Source organism: Acidicapsa dinghuensis (assembly GCF_025685685.1).
Lineage (GTDB): Bacteria > Acidobacteriota > Terriglobia > Terriglobales > Acidobacteriaceae > Acidicapsa > Acidicapsa dinghuensis.
The window spans coordinates 1,006,091-1,020,543 of the sequence record NZ_JAGSYH010000002.1 but is presented as its reverse complement, the minus strand read 5'-3'; the positions used below and the strand labels follow the sequence as shown (position 1 = coordinate 1,020,543).

General features: G+C 57.5%; 18 protein-coding genes. 15 read left to right on the top strand and 3 right to left on the bottom strand.

Going from position 1 to position 14,453, the window contains the following annotated elements:
• Positions 1 to 5: 5 nt before the first annotated feature.
• A complete protein-coding gene (locus OHL22_RS07895) occupies positions 6 to 593 on the bottom strand; it encodes a TetR/AcrR family transcriptional regulator (RefSeq protein ID WP_263335144.1) in 588 nt (195 codons plus the stop codon).
• A gap of 178 nt (positions 594 to 771) precedes the next feature.
• Between OHL22_RS07895 and OHL22_RS07890 the strand changes: the two genes are divergently transcribed.
• The 8 genes from OHL22_RS07890 (at position 772) to OHL22_RS07855 (ending at position 6,665) form a co-directional block, all read left to right on the top strand.
• Positions 772 to 1,155 carry an ArsR/SmtB family transcription factor gene (locus tag OHL22_RS07890; RefSeq protein ID WP_263335141.1) on the top strand — a complete coding sequence of 128 codons (384 nt, stop codon included), beginning with the start codon at positions 772 to 774 and terminating at the stop codon, positions 1,153 to 1,155.
• Positions 1,156 to 1,171: 16 nt separating this feature from the next.
• Positions 1,172 to 1,633 (top strand): SRPBCC family protein, encoded by a 462-nt coding sequence (locus tag OHL22_RS07885; RefSeq protein WP_263335138.1) that lies wholly within the window; start codon positions 1,172 to 1,174, stop codon positions 1,631 to 1,633.
• 67 nt (positions 1,634 to 1,700) lie between these two features.
• Entirely contained in the window at positions 1,701 to 2,432 is a 732-nt protein-coding gene (locus OHL22_RS07880; protein WP_263335136.1) for a DUF899 domain-containing protein, read from the top strand.
• Positions 2,433 to 2,555: 123 nt separating this feature from the next.
• Positions 2,556 to 2,816: a hypothetical protein gene (locus tag OHL22_RS07875; RefSeq protein WP_263335134.1), complete on the top strand. Its 261-nt coding sequence runs from the start codon at positions 2,556 to 2,558 to the stop codon at positions 2,814 to 2,816.
• Positions 2,817 to 2,902: 86 nt separating this feature from the next.
• Positions 2,903 to 3,607 (top strand): DUF899 family protein, encoded by a 705-nt coding sequence (locus tag OHL22_RS07870; RefSeq protein ID WP_263335130.1) that lies wholly within the window; start codon positions 2,903 to 2,905, stop codon positions 3,605 to 3,607.
• 125 nt (positions 3,608 to 3,732) lie between these two features.
• A complete protein-coding gene (locus OHL22_RS07865; protein ID WP_263335127.1) occupies positions 3,733 to 4,398 on the top strand; it encodes a Crp/Fnr family transcriptional regulator in 666 nt (221 codons plus the stop codon).
• Positions 4,399 to 4,569: 171 nt separating this feature from the next.
• Positions 4,570 to 5,226, top strand: a complete 657-nt coding sequence (locus tag OHL22_RS07860) for a peroxiredoxin (RefSeq protein WP_263335124.1) — start codon at positions 4,570 to 4,572, stop codon at positions 5,224 to 5,226.
• 47 nt (positions 5,227 to 5,273) lie between these two features.
• The gene (locus tag OHL22_RS07855) at positions 5,274 to 6,665 is read left to right on the top strand and encodes an MBL fold metallo-hydrolase (protein ID WP_263335121.1); all 1,392 of its coding nucleotides are present in this window, start codon (positions 5,274 to 5,276) and stop codon (positions 6,663 to 6,665) included.
• A 134-nt stretch (positions 6,666 to 6,799) separates the two neighbouring features.
• Here OHL22_RS07855 and OHL22_RS07850 read toward each other — a convergent pair whose 3' ends face one another.
• Positions 6,800 to 7,441 (bottom strand): CGNR zinc finger domain-containing protein, encoded by a 642-nt coding sequence (locus tag OHL22_RS07850; RefSeq protein ID WP_263335118.1) that lies wholly within the window; start codon positions 7,439 to 7,441, stop codon positions 6,800 to 6,802.
• A 123-nt stretch (positions 7,442 to 7,564) separates the two neighbouring features.
• Here OHL22_RS07850 and OHL22_RS07845 point away from each other — a divergent pair, with 123 nt between their 5' ends.
• From OHL22_RS07845 to OHL22_RS07830, 4 genes are all read left to right on the top strand, one after another.
• Positions 7,565 to 8,335 (top strand): SDR family oxidoreductase, encoded by a 771-nt coding sequence (locus tag OHL22_RS07845; RefSeq protein ID WP_263335116.1) that lies wholly within the window; start codon positions 7,565 to 7,567, stop codon positions 8,333 to 8,335.
• A 149-nt stretch (positions 8,336 to 8,484) separates the two neighbouring features.
• Positions 8,485 to 10,731 carry an alpha-amylase family protein gene (locus OHL22_RS07840; protein ID WP_263335114.1) on the top strand — a complete coding sequence of 749 codons (2,247 nt, stop codon included), beginning with the start codon at positions 8,485 to 8,487 and terminating at the stop codon, positions 10,729 to 10,731.
• Positions 10,728 to 11,123, top strand: a complete 396-nt coding sequence (locus OHL22_RS07835; protein ID WP_263335111.1) for an MmcQ/YjbR family DNA-binding protein — start codon at positions 10,728 to 10,730, stop codon at positions 11,121 to 11,123. Before OHL22_RS07840 ends, OHL22_RS07835 begins: the two co-directional genes overlap by 4 nt.
• Before the next feature lie 57 nt (positions 11,124 to 11,180).
• Positions 11,181 to 11,411 (top strand): hypervirulence associated TUDOR domain-containing protein, encoded by a 231-nt coding sequence (locus tag OHL22_RS07830; protein ID WP_263335107.1) that lies wholly within the window; start codon positions 11,181 to 11,183, stop codon positions 11,409 to 11,411.
• 65 nt (positions 11,412 to 11,476) lie between these two features.
• Here OHL22_RS07830 and OHL22_RS07825 read toward each other — a convergent pair whose 3' ends face one another.
• Positions 11,477 to 12,022, bottom strand: coding sequence for a M23 family metallopeptidase (locus OHL22_RS07825; RefSeq protein ID WP_263335105.1), 546 nt, complete (start codon positions 12,020 to 12,022; stop codon positions 11,477 to 11,479).
• A gap of 143 nt (positions 12,023 to 12,165) precedes the next feature.
• On the opposite strand from OHL22_RS07825, the gene OHL22_RS07820 reads away from it, so the two are divergent.
• The 3 genes from OHL22_RS07820 to OHL22_RS07810 all read left to right on the top strand — a co-directional run bounded on the left by OHL22_RS07820 (position 12,166) and on the right by OHL22_RS07810 (position 14,426).
• Positions 12,166 to 12,603 carry an ester cyclase gene (locus OHL22_RS07820; RefSeq protein ID WP_263335103.1) on the top strand — a complete coding sequence of 146 codons (438 nt, stop codon included), beginning with the start codon at positions 12,166 to 12,168 and terminating at the stop codon, positions 12,601 to 12,603.
• A 166-nt stretch (positions 12,604 to 12,769) separates the two neighbouring features.
• Positions 12,770 to 13,363 (top strand): methyltransferase family protein, encoded by a 594-nt coding sequence (locus OHL22_RS07815; RefSeq protein WP_263335101.1) that lies wholly within the window; start codon positions 12,770 to 12,772, stop codon positions 13,361 to 13,363.
• Between the two features lie 100 nt (positions 13,364 to 13,463).
• Positions 13,464 to 14,426: a HEAT repeat domain-containing protein gene (locus OHL22_RS07810; RefSeq protein ID WP_263335099.1), complete on the top strand. Its 963-nt coding sequence runs from the start codon at positions 13,464 to 13,466 to the stop codon at positions 14,424 to 14,426.
• Positions 14,427 to 14,453 lie beyond the last annotated feature (27 nt).

Below are 14,453 nucleotides of genomic sequence, written 5' to 3'. Positions count from 1 at the left end.
AAATTTTATTCTGGTGCGGACCATGCGCGAACGAAGTGCTCGCGCGCCCGGGCGAGCATCTGTTCCTGATAGGCTTTATCGACTACGGAGCGAGCCGCGACCATGACGCCGACCATGGAGGGATAAAGAATTGCATACGCCGCGGTTTTTTCTTCCATGGTGCTGCCCGGCATGTACGGAAGCAGCCGTTCGCGATAGGCCTGCATGGAGCGGGCGATCTGTTTGCGCAGGGCCGGAGACTGGCGCGCGATATCGGAGCCGAGGGTAGCGATGACGCAGCCTGCGCCGGGGGATTTGAGATGTTCGACGCTGAGGTAGCGCTCGATGAGGGCTTGCAACTGTCTGCCGGGCGGTGCAGCCTCGGCAGCGGCGACCATGGCGTCGCCCATCTGGACGAAAGCCTGGATGACTGCCTCGGCGTAGAGCTGATCGCGGCTCTTGAAATGGCGGTAGAAGCCGCCTTTGGTGAGGCCAAGCTCTTTCATGACGGAGCCGATGCCGTTGGCCTCAGCGCCGCGCTCACGGAAGATGCGTGATGCGGCGGCAACGATACTGGCGTGGGTTTCGGCCTTGTGTTCGGCGGGATAGCGCATACAGATATACGATGACGGCCGTCATCGAAAAGAGTCAAGCGAGTGAGTTTTCTCGAAATGCAATTTCGATAACAGATGATCATGGCGGGGCTCTGGAAAATGTGCGCATTCCGCTGCGGCAAAAATATTTCCAAGTTCGTCTTGACATATATTCCGATATCGACATACATTGTTGCTTATGGCAAGAGCGGCAACGACAACGGATGTTTTCAATGCGGTAGCGGAGCCGCGGCGCAGAGAGATCATTGGCCTGCTGAGCGATGGACGCGAGTGGGCGGTGAACGATGTGGTGGTGCGCGTGAACCTGGCCCAGCCTGCCGTCTCGAAGCACCTTGGGGTGCTTCGCGAAGTGGGCGTAGTGACAGTGGTGAAGCGCGGCCAGCAGCGAATGTACCGGCTGGAGGCAGAACGCTTGAAGCCGATTTATGAATGGGCAAAGACGTACGAGAAGCTCTGGACAGGCCAGATCAGCCGGATCAAGCAACGTGCTGAGCAAAAGGCCATGGACAGGATTGCGCGTGAAAACCAATCTGACGAAAACGGGACACGCGGCGACAAGTAACAGAGAGGAGAGTGTGATGGCGGTAACGGTTGCAGAGCAGGTAGTGCACACGCTGGAGTTTGCGAAGAATGAGGAGATTGCAGCACCGATCGATATTGTTTTTGAGACGGTGCTTGAAGAGATGGCCAGCCTGCCGGGTCAGGCAGGAGCCAACATGAACCTGAAGCTTGAGCCATGGCCGGGTGGACGATGGTATCGCGATCTTGGCAACAACATGGGGCATTGGTGGGGTTCGGTCCAGGCAATCAAGGCTCCCACGCTGCTGGAGATTCATGGACCACTTTTCATGTCGTACCCTGCGGTTTCGAATGTGCAGTACCGGCTTAAGGAAGAGAACGGTTTAACGGTGCTGCAGTTTATGCATCGCGCGATGGCGTATATCTCTTTCGATCCGAAGATCGCCGAGCAGTGGCCCGGTGTTGAGCAGGGATGGGGCAGCATGCTGGAGCGGATTCGCACGCGGGCGGTCACGAAGTAACAGGCTCACAAGAAAAAACAGGCCTGTTGACTACAGGACATAACTCAGGAAACGAGAGGGTGAGTGGATGACGGCACATAGTGTAGTTTCACGGCAAGAGTGGCTGGATGCGCGGCTTGCGCTGCTGGCCAAGGAGAAGGATCTGACTCACCGGCACGATGCGCTGGCGCAGGAGCGGCTGCAACTGCCATGGGTGCGAGTCGAAAAGAACTATGTATTCCACGGGCCGGATGGGAAGGTTACGCTCGGTGAGCTATTTGGCGACAAAGACCAGCTCCTGATCTATCACTTCATGCTCGGTCCTGAGTGGGAGCAGGGTTGTCCCTCGTGCTCGATGGCGGCGGACACGATGGATGCGAACGTGGTGCATCTGGCGGCGAGAGATGTGGCGTTTGCGATGGTTTCGCGGGCGCCGATGGATCAGATTGCTGCATTCAAAAAGCGCATGGGGTGGAAGGCGGAGTGGGTTTCTTCCAGCGGCACGGAGTTCAATACCGACTTTGCCGTTTCTCTGCCAGCAGGCGACCTCAAGAGCCATTGGTACAACTTCGGCACACAGGGACATCCGTCAGAAGAAGGACCGGGAATGAGCGCGTTTTTCAAAGACGAGGATGGCACGGTGTACCACACGTATTCGACGTACGCGCGCGGGCTCGAAGGGCTGCTTGGTGTCTACACGATGCTTGACGTGGCTCCCAAGGGACGCAACGAGGATGGCCTGCCGTGGCCGATGGCGTGGGTGAAACACCACGACCGCTATGAGACGGCAAAGCCGGCTGCTTCGTGTTGCGGGCACTGAAGCGGGTTCGCGTTTGTGGGGATGGGATGCTGCGCTTCCCCGGTCTCAAAATCGAGACCGGGGGCACCCGGCACTCTGCTGGATAAGTAGAGTCGTCATGGAGGTAAAAGATGGAGGTGAAGGATGCACTGCTGCGATACGAAGCTGAAGCCGCCGCGCGGGTTGTGGCGCTCTGCTGGGAGTTGTGTGAGCTCAGGAGTGCTGCTCGTGTTGCTGCCCAAGTGTCCGATGTGCATCGCAGCGTATCTGGCGGTGTGGGCTGGAGCGAGCGTGGCGATGCCCGTCGCGGCACATCTGCGCATGGCCGCGGAAATAGTATTTGCTGCTTCCCTGCTCTTCGTAGCCGTGCGATGGATGGCGCTGCGAACGCGCCGCATCGCATAACCGCATGAATCCGTCAAAGCTGCAGCGGGCATGCGGCTGCATGTAAATTGGCATCTGAAAGAACATGGTTTGCTCCGGAGGTGGTTATGAGTGATCAGAAGCTGGTTCCCGCTGAACAGCTGGCGGCGAGAAACAGAGCGCATTATCCAAACGAGAGCGAGGACTACCGCAGCGCGCGCAACCGCCTTCTGGTGCAGGAACTGGAACTGCGACGGCTTATTGAGCGTGTCGCGGAACAGCGGCGAGCGTTGCCGCCGGGTGGCGAAATTGTTGAAGATTTCGAATTGACTGGCGAGAGCGGTCCTGTGCGTTTTTCGAGTCTCTTTGGGGATAAGCAGACGCTGATGGTTTACAGCATGATGTTTGGGCCACAGCGCAAGGCGCCGTGCCCGGTGTGTACTTCGTTTCTAAGCGCGTGGAACGGTGTTGGCCTGAATCTGCGTGATCGCATTGCCATCGTAGTAACGGCGCGCTCCCCGATGGAGCGGCTGCTGGAATACAAGAAGCAGCGCGGCTTTGCAAATCTGCCGTTTGTTTCGGATGGCACGGGCAACTACACGCGGACCTACGTAAGCGCTCAGGATGCGGATATGGCGGGGATCAGCATTTTCACACGGCGCGCTGGGAAGATCTACCACTTCTACACAAATGAGATGAATGGTGAGATGTGCGATCCAGGGCAGGATCCGCGCGGCGCGCCGGATCTCGATCCGTTGTGGCTGATGCTGGATCTGACGCCGGAAGGGCGCGGGACGGACTGGTATCCGAAGCTGTCCTATGGGCCGAAGTGAGGTCGGCAGTGATTCGGTGGTGAGAAGAGCGTTTCGGCGGGAAACTGCGCGATACTAGAGTCAGTATCCCAGTTACCGCCGAAGTTGCTCGTTTCAGCGCTGCTCGGCAAAGAAAGACTTCCGAGATGAGTCATTTTGCGATCCGAAGCCGGATTTTGCAGCACTATCCCATGCTCACTGCTTTATCAGCCGACAAACTGGATACCTTGCTATCCAGCGCGGCTTTTCTCAAACTTCCCACAGGAACCGTCATGTTTGACGAGCATGAGCCTTGCCGCGGCTTTGCGCTCATGCTTGCAGGAAGCGTGCGCGTCATCAAGGCTTCTCCAAGCGGGCGGGAACTGCACCTATACCAGGTGCTGCCTGGCGACTCATGCATTTTGACTACAGGCTGCCTGCTGGACAACTCGACATATCGCGCTCGGTGCGTGGTGCAGGAGGACGTGGAGCTGGTCGTCCTCTCACCGCAGGCCTTCCGGCAGATGTTCTCAAGCCTTGAACCCTTCCGCGATCACATATTAAAGGGATTTTCACATCGCCTGACGGAAATGATGGAGCTGGTATCGGCCGTGGCCTTTCAAAAGCTCGATCAGAGGCTTGCGGCTGCGCTGGTTGCCAAGTCGACTCCGATTCGAACCACGCATCAGGCACTGGCAGACGAACTGGGTAGCTTGCGCGAGATTGTCAGCCGCCTGCTCAAGAGCTTTGCCGATCAGGGATGGGTGAAGCTGGGACGAGAACAGATCGAGATTCTGGATGCGGGGGCGCTGCGGCGATTTGTCGAGGTATAGAACCGGTCCCGCTGAACGAACCAGGCAAGATGACTTTTCATCCTGCCTCTGTAACTTTTCTCACAGAGGACGTAAGCCCTGTCGCCGATAATGGCTTCGGTTATTTTTAGGTATTTCCCCCGCAGCATAAATTTCACAGCTCATCGCCGAGCGCGATACAGAGGAGAACGAATGTCGCTTCGCATTAACGACACTGCACCAGACTTTACAGCACAGACGACCCAGGGCCCCATCAGCTTTCACGAGTGGATTGGGGATCAGTGGGCGGTACTTTTTTCGCATCCCAAGGACTTCACTCCGGTATGCACCACGGAGCTTGGATATATGGCAAAGATCGAGCCGGAGTTTACCAAGCGCAACGCAAAGCTGATCGGGCTGTCTGTCGATCCGGTGGAAAACCACAGCAAGTGGGCTGTGGATATTGAAGAGACGCAGGGCGCGCGGGTGAACTACCCAATGATCGGCGACACGGATCTGGCGGTGGCAAAGCTCTACAATATGCTGCCCGCCGACGAGGCTGGAACCTGCGAAGGCCGCACGCCTGCTACGAATGCCACGGTGCGCTCGGTGTTCGTGATTGGGCCGGACAAGAAGATCAAGCTGATGCTGACCTACCCGATGACCACGGGGCGGAACTTCGACGAAATTGTGCGCGTGCTGGACTCGATACAACTGACGGTCAAACACCGCGTGGCGACGCCGGCCAACTGGAAGCAGGGCGACGACATCATCCTTACCGGCGCGATCTCAAACGAAGAAGCGGACCAGCTCTTTCCCGGATACAAGACAGTGAAGCCGTATCTGCGAACGGCAGCTCAGCCGAAATAACCGGACACCAGAGCATAACATCAGATAGATGGTTCAAGGATAGCTCGATGATTCTGAAACAGTACTATCTGGGATGCCTGGCTCATGCTTCATATCTGTTGGGAGATGAGGCAAGCTCGACTGCGGTGATTGTCGATCCGCAACGGGATATCGAACAGTACATGGCGGACGCGGAGCGAATGGGGCTCCAGATCCGCCGTGTTTTTTTGACGCACTTTCACGCGGATTTTATTGCCGGGCATCTGGAGCTGCGTGATCGCTGCGGAGCGACAATTCATCTCGGCAGCCGCGCCAAGGCGGAGTATGCTTTTGTGCCGATGGCAGATGGCGATGTGCTGGATTTTCTGGGGATGCGGCTGCGGGTGCTGGAGACGCCGGGACACACGATTGAGTCCATTTCGATTCTGGTGTTTGACCTCAGCAAAAGCGCGACGGATCCGTACGCAGTGCTGACAGGCGACACGCTGTTTATCGGCGATGTGGGGCGGCCGGATCTGCGGGCTTCGCTGGGATGGAGCGCCAACGATCTCGGCGCTTACCTTTATGACTCTTTGCACGAAAAGCTTTTGCCATTGCCGGATGAGACGCTGGTTTATCCCGCGCATGGAGCCGGCTCGTTGTGCGGCAAGCAGCTTTCTTCCGACACAGTCTCTTCGCTGGGCGATCAGCGGCGGCTGAATTATGCGCTGAAGCCGATGTCGAAAGAGGAATTTACTCGGCTGGTGACGGCGGATCAGCCGGATGCTCCGCAGTACTTCACTTACGATGCGATTTTGAATACGCAGGAGCGCGTAACGCTCGACAGCAACCTTGAAAAGGTGCTGCAACCGGTGGCGCTTGAAGAAGTAGTGCGGCTCGGTAAGGAAGGCGCGCAGATACTCGATGTGCGCGATGCCGCGGAGTTTGCAAAAGGGCATCTCGCGGGCAGTATCAACATTGGGTTGGGTGGCCAATATGCCACGTGGGCCGGTACCCTGCTGGACCGCGCCAAGCCTATCGTGATCATTGCCGAGCCGGGACGGGAACAGGAAGCAGCACTCCGGCTGGGGCGCATCGGCTTTGACTATGTACGCGGCTATCTCGCCGGAGGCATGACAGCGCTCGCATCGAAGCCGGAATGGATGCGTAGCACCGAGCAGGCGAGCGCGTCGATGATCGCCGAGGAGATGCAAAGCCAGGATGCGCCGGTGCTGCTGGATGTGAGAAGCGCGCAGGAATGGGCTATGAAACATATTGCGGGCAGCGTAAATATTCCACTAAATCGCCTGCCAGAGCGGATTGCTGAGATTCCACAGGGGCGGCGTATTGCGGTGCACTGTGCGGGCGGCTACCGATCTTCCATTGCGAGCAGCATTTTGCAGCGGCATGGAGTCGAGGAGCTGGTGGAGATGGCGGGCGGGCTGGCAGCCTGGGACGCGGCACGGCTTCCGATCGTTTAAGCGGAGCTGTAAAGATACAAGCGCGACGAACTCATTCGCGGTTGAAGACCATAATGCCGGGTTTGTCGCGGCCCTGAGATGTGACGGTCATGTTCTACAGCCGGGCGGCAAGGCTCTCGTCGTATGACGCGTTACTACGGTTCTTGAATCGCCTGCTGATCTCGTTTTCTCTGTTGATAAGCGGCGACTTTGATCTTATTGCCGCAGATATTCATACTGCACCATCGACGTGAACCCTTCTTGCTGGTATCGAAGAAATGCAGCACACAGGATTCGCACTTGCGAATCCGCGAGGTTTCCGTCTCCGAAAGAAGATCTGCCGCGGCATCGACGATCGGAGCCCAGAAGTCTGACGGCTTTTGAGGTTCGAAATTAACTTCTCTCACCACGCTTCCACTTCGTTTACGCAATGTGGTCTGCAGGGGATGAGAAACCAGCAATGCGTTTATTTCGGCGAGGAAAGCATCCGCGGGCACCGAGCCGCTCTCGATACACAGAACGGCCTCTCTCAGATTCTCCCGGAATGCGGTCAGGTCTCTGAGAAAAGCGGCCGCAGCAGCCGAGCCGCGCCAGCTTCGAGGTAGATTTTTTGCTCTGGGGGACGCCAGCAGACCTGCGGCAATCAGCCATCGTTCCAGCGCATGCGCATCTGGAAGCAACTCTGCAGGACCATCCGCCAGTACAGGTTTTGTGTTCAGGAAATCCAGGATCAATCGATTGCCAACAAAAAGAAACCCATCCACCCATTCATTCGACTCCTTGGAAGCAGGCCTCATAGTTCCTCTCCAACAAAAATATCGCAAGAAAACTGTAACACCTACGTTGACATTTTTATCGGTGTCTAATAGGCTCGCTTCCAAGACAGGTTGAGCGCTTACATCGGTGAAAGGAGAAAGATCATGAAGGCTTCAGTTGCTATCGTTACGGGAGCGAGCCAGGGCATTGGGCGTTCGACGGCTTTGCGTCTGGCTCGCGACTTCTCCGCCATTGTGCTTGCTGCGCGAAACGGCGAGGCGCTTGAACAGGTTGCAGACTCGGTGAGGCAGGCCGGAGCAGAGCCGTTATCCGTTGCGGTTGATCTAAGCCAGATAGAAGCGTCAGAAGCCGTGATCAAAGCGGCTCTCGATCGGTTTGGCCGGATCGATGCGCTGCTGAATATCGCTGGCGCCGTGCCCCAGATCGACCTGTTTGAGATGACAGATGAACAGTGGCGGACAGGCATGGAATTGAAGCTCCATGGCGCACGCCGGCTCACGATTCGCGCCTGGGATGCGCTTAAGCAAGCCAGGGGTTCAGTTGTCTTCATGTCAGGGAGTGCAGCTTTGGATCCCAAGCCTGCATTTGCTGCCGTTGCGGCGACCAACGCCGCGATCATAGCCATGGCAAAGGCATTCGCAGAACAAGGCATCAAAGATGGCGTGCAAGTGAACAGCGTCATTCCGGGAGCTGTGATGACCGGCCGTCGACGCTCATTCCTAGAGAAGTGGGCTCCGGCGCACAATATGAGTGTTGAAGAGGCAATGGCGAAGTTTCCGGAGGAGGCCGGCATCAGCCGCTATGGACAGCCGGAAGAGATAGCTGAGCTTCTGGGTTTCATGGTTTCTCCCGCGGCGAAGTGGATGACCGGAACGTCGGTGCGCATGGATGGCGGCGAGGTAAAAGGCATTTGATAAGAGTCCGTTAAAACGCAACGCCTAGGTCATTGTTTACTGCATGTGGAATCACATGCAGCGTCCTTCGTCAAAAGCGCAGGCTTCCCGCTCATGCAGTGTGTGCAGGCGAGTACACTGCTTGCGAGATCGAGTGCGAAGGGATCCGTGTGCTGAATCGACGCGATTTTCTCAAGACAGGACTTACAACAGGAGTGGGAGCTCTGCCGCTGCTGCATGAGCGGGAGGGAGCCGCGGAGGCGAATGCCGCGAAGAATGCTGCCCGCTCAACCGAAGACACTATGACGGTGCCTCTGCCGGCGCGTATGCCGGTAGAGGCCCGTTCATCATTACCGTGGCAATACAGTGTGCGGCGTGTCGGGCAGACCAACATGACGGAGCACGACCCTGCCGTGATGAACGTTGAGGAGTGGGCGAACTACTGGAGCGAGGCAAAGGCCGACATCGTCTTCATCAGCGTTACGGGCATCCTTGCCTATTACCCGTCGAAAGTTCCGTTTCACAAGCATGGCAAGTTTCTGCATGGACGCGATTTCTTTGGTGAATGCGTGGCTGCGGCCAAGAAGCGAGGCATGCATGTGGTGGCGCGCATGAGCCCCGATCTCAACTGGGGCGACGCGCTGGAGGCCCATCCCGAATGGGCGATGCGGCATGCGGATGGTACGGTGCAGCACAGCGGCGAAGAGCCGCAACTCTTCAAGACCTGCATGTTCTCAAGCTACATGGATGACTATATTCCGGCGATCATGCGCGAGATTAACTCGCTCTATGATGTGGATTGTTTCTATGCCAACGGATGGCCGCCGCTGGGCAGCTTGCCGAATTGTCATTGCGCGATCTGCAGCAAATTGCCGGACTCGGGGACACCGGCGTACTGGCGTGTGTTTACCGACCGCGTGCTGGATCTGTGGCAGCGATACGACGTGATTGCGAAAGAGAAGAAGGCAGACAGCTTCTTCTTCGCCAACTCGGGTGGGAATGTGCGTGGCGGACCGAATCTCGATCGGCTGGGCAAGACGCTGGCGTGGTTTCAGGCGGACAATCAGGGACGCACGTATGAAGAACCCGCAGTGTGGGGATGCAGCCTGCAGGGGCGCGTGTGCAACGCGGTGCTCGATGGCAAAGTTGCTGCCAATGTGACGGCGGCTTATTCAACGGGTAATCCGGGCTGGCGCAACCTGAGCAAGAATGCCGATGAGATCAGGATGTGGCTCAGCCAGACCGTCGCAAGCGGGATGAAGCCGTATCTGCATTTCGTCGGTGCGGAGACGGGATTTGGCGAGGACCGCCGATGGCAGAAGACAGGCGCTGAGTACTTTCAGTGGACCGCGCGGCATGATGCGCATTTCAGGACTTGGCGCTCGATTGCCAACCTGGGCGTGCTCTTCGGACAGGCGACGCAGTTGCTATATCCGGGGCCTACGACGGAACGTTCGCGCGGATATATGTATGAGACGACGCAGGGACTGTACGACATTTTGCTGCGCGGGCGGTTTGCTTTTGACTTCGTTCACGAGGACAGGCTTGAATTGGAGCGCATCGGCAAATATCGTGCGCTGCTGCTGCCTAATGTGGCGATGTTGAGCGACCGACAGTGCGAACAGCTGAGTGCGTATGCAAAGGCCGGCGGATCGCTGATGGCGAGCTTTGAGACGAGCCTCTATGACGAAAATCTAAAGCCACGCGCGGAGTTTGGACTTGCGGAGCTGATGGGCATTAGCAAAGCAGCCGATGCCGTGGGCACGAACGGCAATCCGTACTATGCGCGGATTGAAGCGCCGGCAGCGGCGAATCCGCATGCTTTGCTGAGAGGCTTTCACGATACCAACTGGCTGCCGGGTGCGAAGAACCGCATGCCGCTCAAGGCAATCGACAATCCCCTGCTTACGGTGGTGCCGGGGTTTGTGCGCTATCCGCCGGAGTTGGCGTATCCGCCGGTGTCGCATACCACCGAGCCTGCCGTGGTTTTGCGTGAATCGGGCAAGAGCCGCACAGCGTGGTTTGCGGGTGACATTGAGCGCACCTACTGGGCGACGGGGCATGGCGACCTATTGCGTCTGGCGCACAACGCGATTCACTGGGTGCTGCATGACGAGAGTGAAGTACAGGTCGATGGCGATGGGCTGGCAGAGATGTTTTGTTGGGAGACGGAGCCTGGGTATGCGGTGCATCTGCTGAATTACAACAACCCCAACTCGTATCACGGATGGATGCAATCGGTGACACCGCTGGGCGCGCAGCACGTGACGATGCAACTACCAGCGGGCGCGCGAGTGAAATCCATCGATCTGCTGATGGCGGAACAAACAGTGCCGTTTCACATAGACGAACAGATTTTGCGCTTCACTATTCCAGTAGTAAGGGACTACGAAGTTGCGGCTGTGACGCTTGCATGAAGCGAGATGAGAAGGCAGTGAACGGAGATGACAGGCTTGCTAAGATCAGCGCGATTTGTCTGGGGCTGCCGGAGGCTACATGCGAGGTTTCGGGGCATCATGTCTCTTTCCTCGTCCGCAAAAAGGTCTTCGCGTATTTTCTGGACAATCATCATGGAGATGGCATTGTCGGCCTGGTGAGCAAAGTATTGCCGGGGGATAATGCGGCGCTTATTGCAGCAGACCAGGCGCGATTCTATATGCCCGCGTATGTCGGGCCGCGAGGATGGGTTGGGCTGCGGCTGGATGTTGGCGCAGTGGACTGGGATGAAGTTGCGGAGCTGATCGCGCACAGTTATGTGATGGTGGCGCCGAAGAAGCTTGCGGAAGCTGTGAACGTCGAGATCGATTAAAGACGATCTGAACGGTTTGGTGCTGTGACTTTGCTCTAACGGCGAGAGGATTGCGAGATGGCGAAAGCGTTCAGGATTGGCGATCACGTTAGCTGGAACTCCGAGGCGGGCCGGGTGTCGGGAACGATTATTGCCATCCATACCCGGGACTTTGACTATAAGGGGCATGTGCACCATGCGTCGCAGAGCGATCCCCAATATGAGATCAAAAGCGACAAGACGGAGCATGTCGCGGCTCATAAGGGGAAAGCCCTCACGTTGCTGTCTGGCGGTGGATCGCGGAGCTGAAATCTTAAGCTGTGGCGACGGCCTGTTTAGACCAGCCTCGCTCCAGGCTGCTCAACTCAGATGTCCTAAATATCTTTGAGCTGCATGGTCTTGAGGAATTTGCGGCCGTCTGGTTCAGTTACGACGAGCCAGTCATCTTCAGCCTTGAGGTCTGAGTGAGTGGCCAGGTCGAGGATGGTTGCTCCATCGAAGACATCGTCGCGGCGATCGAAGGGCGGATGCGTTCCCTTGGGAGTGCTGAGGTCGCCGACCTTGTTTCCGCGAAAGAACTCGAGATGAAGCATGTCCTGACCGGGCTGATCGCCGACGTAGGCTATGACTTGTCCGGCACTGACCTTGTCGCCAGCCTTTACCTCGGCCTTCCGGTCAATCTCGCAGTAGCGGGCGATGAATTGCGGATGGCGCACTTCGAGCGCATAGGTATTGAAGAAGAAGAGGTAAGGATCCTGCAGGACCACGCCGTCATCCATGGCGAGCACTGGGGTTCCGGGGTCGGCGGCGAGATCATTGGCTGCGTGTTTCAGCCCTTTTCGCACGCTGTCGCGGCTGGCGCCGAATCCATTGCCGCCCTTATAGCTGGTGGCGGGGACGAAGGGTAGGGGAAATCGCATGGACCCTCCTTGCAAAGAGCTGTGTGCTGCTCTTGCTGACAAAGAAAAAGTGACGATAGGAAATGGATCGTTTCATCGGCCTGTGAGGGGGTGGAGATAAGTGGCCGGTATAATTCCGTTTGCAATTCAAAAAGGAGAATCGGATGGGGCTGGATAACGCAGCAATTGTGCGCCGTTTTGCGGACGAGGTGATTACTCAGGGAGAGATTGACCGCGCAGGCGAGTTTGCCTGGGAAGATGTGGTGGAGCAGGTGCCGTTGCCGGGGCAGGGTCCGGGGTTGGAGGGATTGAAGGATATTCTGCGCGCGTTTCGCACGGGCTTTCCGGATCTTGTCTTTGCCATTGAGGAACAGATTTCGGAGGGCGACAAGGTTGCGAGCCGGTTTGAATGGACGGGGACGCATCGGGGCGAGTTTCTTGGAATTCCGGCGACGGGGCGATCTGTGCGCGTGTGGGGCATGGTAATTGACAGGCTGGTGGAGGGGCGGGACGGGCAGGCCAAAATCAAGGAGACGCGGATCATCATGGACACGATGGGGCTGATGATTCAGCTTGGGGTGGTGCCTGCGCCGGGGGCGTGATGTATCGGACGGGCGAAGAAACGCGAAAAGAAAATCCCGAAGGCAGGTTAATTTTCGGCAATGCTCGGAGAGCTTGTATCTTCTGAGTGCCGGGGAACTTTCGCGGCGCTGATTTCGTTTTTCCTACATAGCTCGTTGACGAAAATTGCTTCGAGGATGAAGAGGCGTGGATCACCAGTCATTTGACCTGCTTAGACGTATTGTTTCGATTTGCTGGATCGCTTTCCTGTTGTATTGGGCCATTTCGGCGTTTGGAGCGAAGCAGAATGTGCCGGGAAAAGGCGGTTTTGGGCGATGGGCGAGAGCGCGTCTGTTGCTGATCTTGATTGTGTATCTCTTGTACACGCTGCCGGTGTTTCGACCGTTCTGGCGTTTTGCTTATGGATTGCCGTTTTTCTATAGCGACGGAGCACGGATCGCGGGCGTGGTGCTCACGGTGCTGGGTCTTGGGTTTGCCATCTGGGCGCGGGTGCATCTGGGCCGCAACTGGAGCGGGCAGCCGAGTATGAAAGTTGGGCATGAGCTGATTACATCCGGGCCGTACAACATCGTTCGCCACCCAATTTACACGGGATTACTGGTAGCGCTGCTCGGCGCGGGACTGGTGTATGGGCCACTGTGGATGGTGGCATTGCTTTTCGTGATCGTCATGTTCCTCTGGCGCATCCATCGCGAAGAAGGCTACATGATGGAGCTTTTCCCAGACGTTTATCCGGCATATCAGGAAAGAACAAAGGCATTGATTCCTGGGGTCTGGTAGAGCATTGCCGGGCCGAGCTTTCGGACGAGACGGACTGGTGCTGGCGATGCGGTTTCAGAATTGGGATGGCTGTTAGACGCGCAGGCCATAGAATGCCCAGATGAGACTGCTTCGGATTTCCTCTGTTCGGCGGGTTGCGGTTTGTGGTGTTTTGCCGCTACTCGCTATCACGTTTTGGGCCAGTATTGCGGTGGCGCAGGACAGCGCTTCTTCGTCGTCGGCCGGGAGCCAGGGCCAGGATGAGAAGAAGGAGACAGGCTCGCCTCGTGCTGCGGATATGTCGCCAGCGGAGATGGTGCAGTGGAGCTGGCGGATACTGACGGACAACGTGCAGGACACGAAGCATTTTGAGAATCAGACGCAGGCGCTGGATGCCTTGAGCAGCTTAGGTGCGAATGCGAAAGCGAACGGACTGATTGCCGCGGCGATGAAGGACACGAACCTGGACGTGCGGACGGCAGCGGTGCTGGCGGCGGGGAAGGCGAAGTCGCGGACGCTTGTAGAGCCGGTGAAGGAGCTGCTGGATGACGCGGAGCCGCAGGTGATGTATGCCGCGGCGACGACGCTGTGGACGCAGTTCAAGGACAGGAGCGGCGAGGATCTTCTGGAAGATATTGCGGCGGGGGACAGGAAGGCGAATCCGACGCTGGTAAAGGGAGCGAAGCACGATATTTCGCGCACGCTGCATAGCCCTTCGGCGCTGACGAAGCTGGGCGTGACGACAGGCGCGGGGCTGGTGCTGGGGCCGTTTGGTTTTTCGGTGACGGCGATTGAGTATGCGCGCAAGAATGGGTCGGACTCGGCGCGGGTGAAGTCGATTGAGCTGCTGGCGGAGGACCGGACGGCGGACGTTCGCGATCAGATGCTCTCGGCACTGGATGACAAGGACCCGGGGGTGCGGGCCGCTGCGTTGAGGGTGGTGGGGAGCTATCACCGGGCGCAGGATGGAAAGCGGATTGAGCCGCTGTTTGATGACGCAAAGCTGCCGGTGCGGCTGGCTGCGGCTGCGGCGTATATCAATTGTGCTGGTGGCGTGGTGCGGGCGAAGAGCGATCGGCCTTAGGTTGGCTTTAAGATTCGCGCGCTGGTG

Coding starts and splice junctions, on each gene's coding strand:
- OHL22_RS07885 (WP_263335138.1), top strand. CDS start 1,172: ATGGCGGTAACGGTTGCAGAGCAGGTAGTGCACACGCTGGAGTTTGCG.
- OHL22_RS07850 (WP_263335118.1), bottom strand. CDS start 7,441: ATGAGGCCTGCTTCCAAGGAGTCGAATGAATGGGTGGATGGGTTTCTT.
- OHL22_RS07880 (WP_263335136.1), top strand. CDS start 1,701: ATGACGGCACATAGTGTAGTTTCACGGCAAGAGTGGCTGGATGCGCGG.
- OHL22_RS07870 (WP_263335130.1), top strand. CDS start 2,903: ATGAGTGATCAGAAGCTGGTTCCCGCTGAACAGCTGGCGGCGAGAAAC.
- OHL22_RS07860 (WP_263335124.1), top strand. CDS start 4,570: ATGTCGCTTCGCATTAACGACACTGCACCAGACTTTACAGCACAGACG.
- OHL22_RS07875 (WP_263335134.1), top strand. CDS start 2,556: ATGCACTGCTGCGATACGAAGCTGAAGCCGCCGCGCGGGTTGTGGCGC.
- OHL22_RS07835 (WP_263335111.1), top strand. CDS start 10,728: ATGAAGCGAGATGAGAAGGCAGTGAACGGAGATGACAGGCTTGCTAAG.
- OHL22_RS07865 (WP_263335127.1), top strand. CDS start 3,733: ATGAGTCATTTTGCGATCCGAAGCCGGATTTTGCAGCACTATCCCATG.
- OHL22_RS07855 (WP_263335121.1), top strand. CDS start 5,274: ATGATTCTGAAACAGTACTATCTGGGATGCCTGGCTCATGCTTCATAT.
- OHL22_RS07825 (WP_263335105.1), bottom strand. CDS start 12,022: ATGCGATTTCCCCTACCCTTCGTCCCCGCCACCAGCTATAAGGGCGGC.
- OHL22_RS07810 (WP_263335099.1), top strand. CDS start 13,464: ATGAGACTGCTTCGGATTTCCTCTGTTCGGCGGGTTGCGGTTTGTGGT.
- OHL22_RS07890 (WP_263335141.1), top strand. CDS start 772: ATGGCAAGAGCGGCAACGACAACGGATGTTTTCAATGCGGTAGCGGAG.
- OHL22_RS07895 (WP_263335144.1), bottom strand. CDS start 593: ATGCGCTATCCCGCCGAACACAAGGCCGAAACCCACGCCAGTATCGTT.
- OHL22_RS07830 (WP_263335107.1), top strand. CDS start 11,181: ATGGCGAAAGCGTTCAGGATTGGCGATCACGTTAGCTGGAACTCCGAG.
- OHL22_RS07820 (WP_263335103.1), top strand. CDS start 12,166: ATGGGGCTGGATAACGCAGCAATTGTGCGCCGTTTTGCGGACGAGGTG.
- OHL22_RS07845 (WP_263335116.1), top strand. CDS start 7,565: ATGAAGGCTTCAGTTGCTATCGTTACGGGAGCGAGCCAGGGCATTGGG.